Source organism: Sulfuricurvum sp. (genome assembly GCF_023250475.1).
In the GTDB taxonomy this organism is placed as follows: Bacteria; Campylobacterota; Campylobacteria; order Campylobacterales; family Sulfurimonadaceae; genus Sulfuricurvum.
On sequence record NZ_JAHFAQ010000180.1, the window covers coordinates 1 to 3,034 of the forward strand.

The 3,034-nt window shown below is 44.1% G+C and carries 3 protein-coding genes and 1 pseudogene; 2 read left to right on the forward strand and 2 right to left on the reverse strand.

The features are described 5' to 3' along the window. Together Q0C19_RS11710 and Q0C19_RS11715 are read left to right on the forward strand one after the other, a co-directional pair. Positions 1-275 (forward strand): annotated as a pseudogene (locus Q0C19_RS11710) (YcgN family cysteine cluster protein); the annotation flags it as partial. 126 nt (positions 276-401) lie between these two features. Beyond that, positions 402-2,027, forward strand: coding sequence for a methyl-accepting chemotaxis protein (locus tag Q0C19_RS11715; RefSeq protein WP_295056283.1), 1,626 nt, complete (start codon positions 402-404; stop codon positions 2,025-2,027). Positions 2,028-2,040: 13 nt separating this feature from the next. Here Q0C19_RS11715 and Q0C19_RS11720 read toward each other — a convergent pair whose 3' ends face one another. Beyond that, complete coding sequence (locus Q0C19_RS11720) at positions 2,041-2,292, reverse strand: EscU/YscU/HrcU family type III secretion system export apparatus switch protein (RefSeq protein ID WP_295056286.1); 252 nt, start codon at positions 2,290-2,292, stop codon at positions 2,041-2,043. Next, the coding region (locus Q0C19_RS11725; RefSeq protein WP_295056289.1) for a flagellar hook-length control protein FliK at positions 2,289-3,034 on the reverse strand (746 nt) is incomplete at its 5' end. The genes Q0C19_RS11725 and Q0C19_RS11720, both read right to left, overlap by 4 nt.

Sequence of the window (3,034 nt, forward strand, 5' to 3'; positions counted from 1 at the left end):
GACAATGCAGCGATTATACCAATCGACATGAGCGGGTCGAGGGGTGTATGCGACTTACCGTTGAGCGGGTCGGCGAGTATGAGTGGCTTCCCGAAACCTGTGCATACCGTTTGCGTTATCAGGAAAAACCGCTTCCTGCATGGCACCCATTGATTACGAAAGATCCCCGTTCTGCTCGCTCGTATGGGATGTATGCGCTACATCCTGTTTTGGACAATGATGATATTGAATTGGAAGATTATATTGTCGATGAACCTGATTTTAATCTATTTTAAAAGGGTGTTTTTCTCTTATTGATGATTAAATAGATTTTTTTATCGGTAATGCTATACTCATGCTAGACTATGGTTCTATAATTCGTCTATAAATATAATAAATTTTTCTGGAAAAAGGGTGTAGCGATGAATAATATAACGATTAAAACAAAATTGCTGTTGGTTTCGCTGTTGGTCTCGTTGGCTTTGATTGTGGTTTCTATTGATTCGTTGATCTCCTCAAAAAACGAACTGATGGATGCCAAAAAAACGATGCTGACGACCCAGATCGATACGGTAGGCTCTCTCCTTGCGTATTATGAGGGTGAGGTGAGTTCGGGACGTATGAATCTTGAAAAAGCTCAGGATGCGGCAAAAGAGCATATTAAAAGTCTTCGCTATAACGAAAAAGAGTATTTCTTTATTTTGAACAATCAGGTACAAGGGGTGATGCACCCGATCAAACCGGCGTTGGACAATACTGATCTATCTGATATCAAAGACCCCGACGGGAAACATCTTTTTGTCGAATTCGCCAAGGTAGCGAAAGAGGATAAAGAGGGGTATGTCTCCTACATGTGGCCGAAGCCGAACACAGAGACTCCGTTACCGAAATTGACATTTGTCCGAGAATTTCCCGCATGGGGATGGATTGTTGGAACGGGTGTTTATGTTGATGATGTTGATAACGAGTTTATGGATTTGGTGGTTAAAAAAGGGATTGGTATTGCCCTTTTAATCATTGTTATGGTGGTGCTGTTGATCGCGATTGAACGCTCCATCGGACACAAACTCGAAACAATGCAAAAAATGGCCGAAGAACTTGCCAGCGGCAACGGTGATTTAACAAAACGTTTGGATATTCCAGGCTCGGATGAACCGGCACAGACCGCTAACTCGATTAACTCTTTTATCAGTGTTATTCAAACACTGGTTCAAAGTGCAAAACGCTCATCCGATGAAAATGCGTCGGTAGCTACGGAACTCTCCAAAACATCGATGGCGATCGGACGTCGTATGGAGGATGAGTCAAATCAAATGGACGCGATTTACCGCAGTACGGAGCAGATTATTGCCCATTTGGCACTCTCGAAACGCGACAATGAAGCGACGTGCAAAGAGGTTGTTGAAGCCAGCGAGATGCTACGGGTATCTCGAAATGAATTGATGAGTATGATTGAGATGATTAAACGCAGCGTGGAAGTGGAAGCCGATTTCGCGATTAAAATTCACGAACTAACCAATAATGCACGCCAAATTCGGGAAGTTCTCTCTGTGATCGGCGAGATCGCCGATCAGACCAACTTATTGGCACTGAATGCGGCAATCGAAGCGGCACGTGCCGGCGAACACGGTCGAGGATTTGCCGTCGTTGCCGATGAAGTACGAAAACTGGCCGAACGGACACAGGGAAGTTTAACTCAAACCGATGTGACAATCTCTTTGATCGTCTCTTCCATCGAAGAGGCGTCGGTGCAAATGGGGCAAAATGCCAAAAGCATTGAAAAACTCGGAGAAAAATCACAGCTGGTAGGTGAACGAATTGAACAGACCTCCGGTGTCGTCAATCAAACGAGCGAAGCGATTAAAAAATTGGTCGTCGATGCGGATAGCAATACCAAAGAGGTTGAAGGAATTTCACAAAGACTTGCGACGATGAACGATCTTACCCGTGCCAATGCGCGGAGTGTTGAAGAGATTGCGACAACGGCTGAACATCTCTACAAAGTAGCCGACGGACTGAATCAAAATCTCGGTCGTTTTCATGCCTAAACGCTTTTAGTGCTTATTTCGAGTTGGTAATTTTATAGATGAAACTAAATACTTCAACAACGGCAATATAGAGCTTTTCAGGGATCTCTTTGTCGATCTCCACTTTGCTTAAAAGCTCGATGAGGTCTTCATCTTTGTGGATGGGGAGATTATGGAGCTGGGCTATTTTAATAATGTTCTCTGCACTCTCTCCTTTCCCTTTGGCGATAACGCGGGGAGCATTCTCTTTATCTTTATCGTAGCGCAGTGCCACCGCTTTTTTCATACGGTTACCTCAAAGCCCATATCTGATCCTTCCGAAGAACCGTAGGTTTCCATGAGTGGAGTTTTGGTTTCTGCCGCTTCAAAAACACGAATAGAACGGGGTGTAAGTCCTGATTGGATAAGCAGCGAACGCAGTTCGCCGATATTGTCGTGAATGATCGCTTTGAGTTCCGTTTTTTCGGTATGTGCCTGAATTTCGAGTTGATTCCCCTCATAGAGCGCCATCATGAGATTCAGCTCTCCGTACTCTTTGAGTTTCAGATTGATTTCGCAATAGAATTTTTTATCTTTCGTTTTTTTAAAGGATAGTGATCCCTCTTGGAGCTGATCCCATACAAAAGGGAAATAGATCGAGTTCGATGAGCCTAAATGGGAGACAAGCTGATGGTAATCGATTTGGGTTAGGAGCTTATCGGTTTGCTCTATCAGTTTTTGGCTAGAGGTGTCGCTAGAGAGAGCAAGCTCTTCGTGAAGCGTAAGAAGGTTAGACTTCAAATCATTCGCCATTGACTCTTTGAGAAAAGTTTCGGTTAAGAGCTCTTTGGGGTTGCTAAACGTTCCCAGCTTTGTAGCGAGGAGTGAGAGCTCTTTGGTATTGTCTTCTTCCACTGCTTCTCGGAGTTGATGTGTAAAGACTTTTACCTCTGATAGGGGAGCGTTATTGAGGTTTTTGAGAAGTTTCTCAATCGAGTCGAGGAGGGTATTCGTCTGGGGAGTATTGCTTGAAAGAAGCGTTCCGTAGA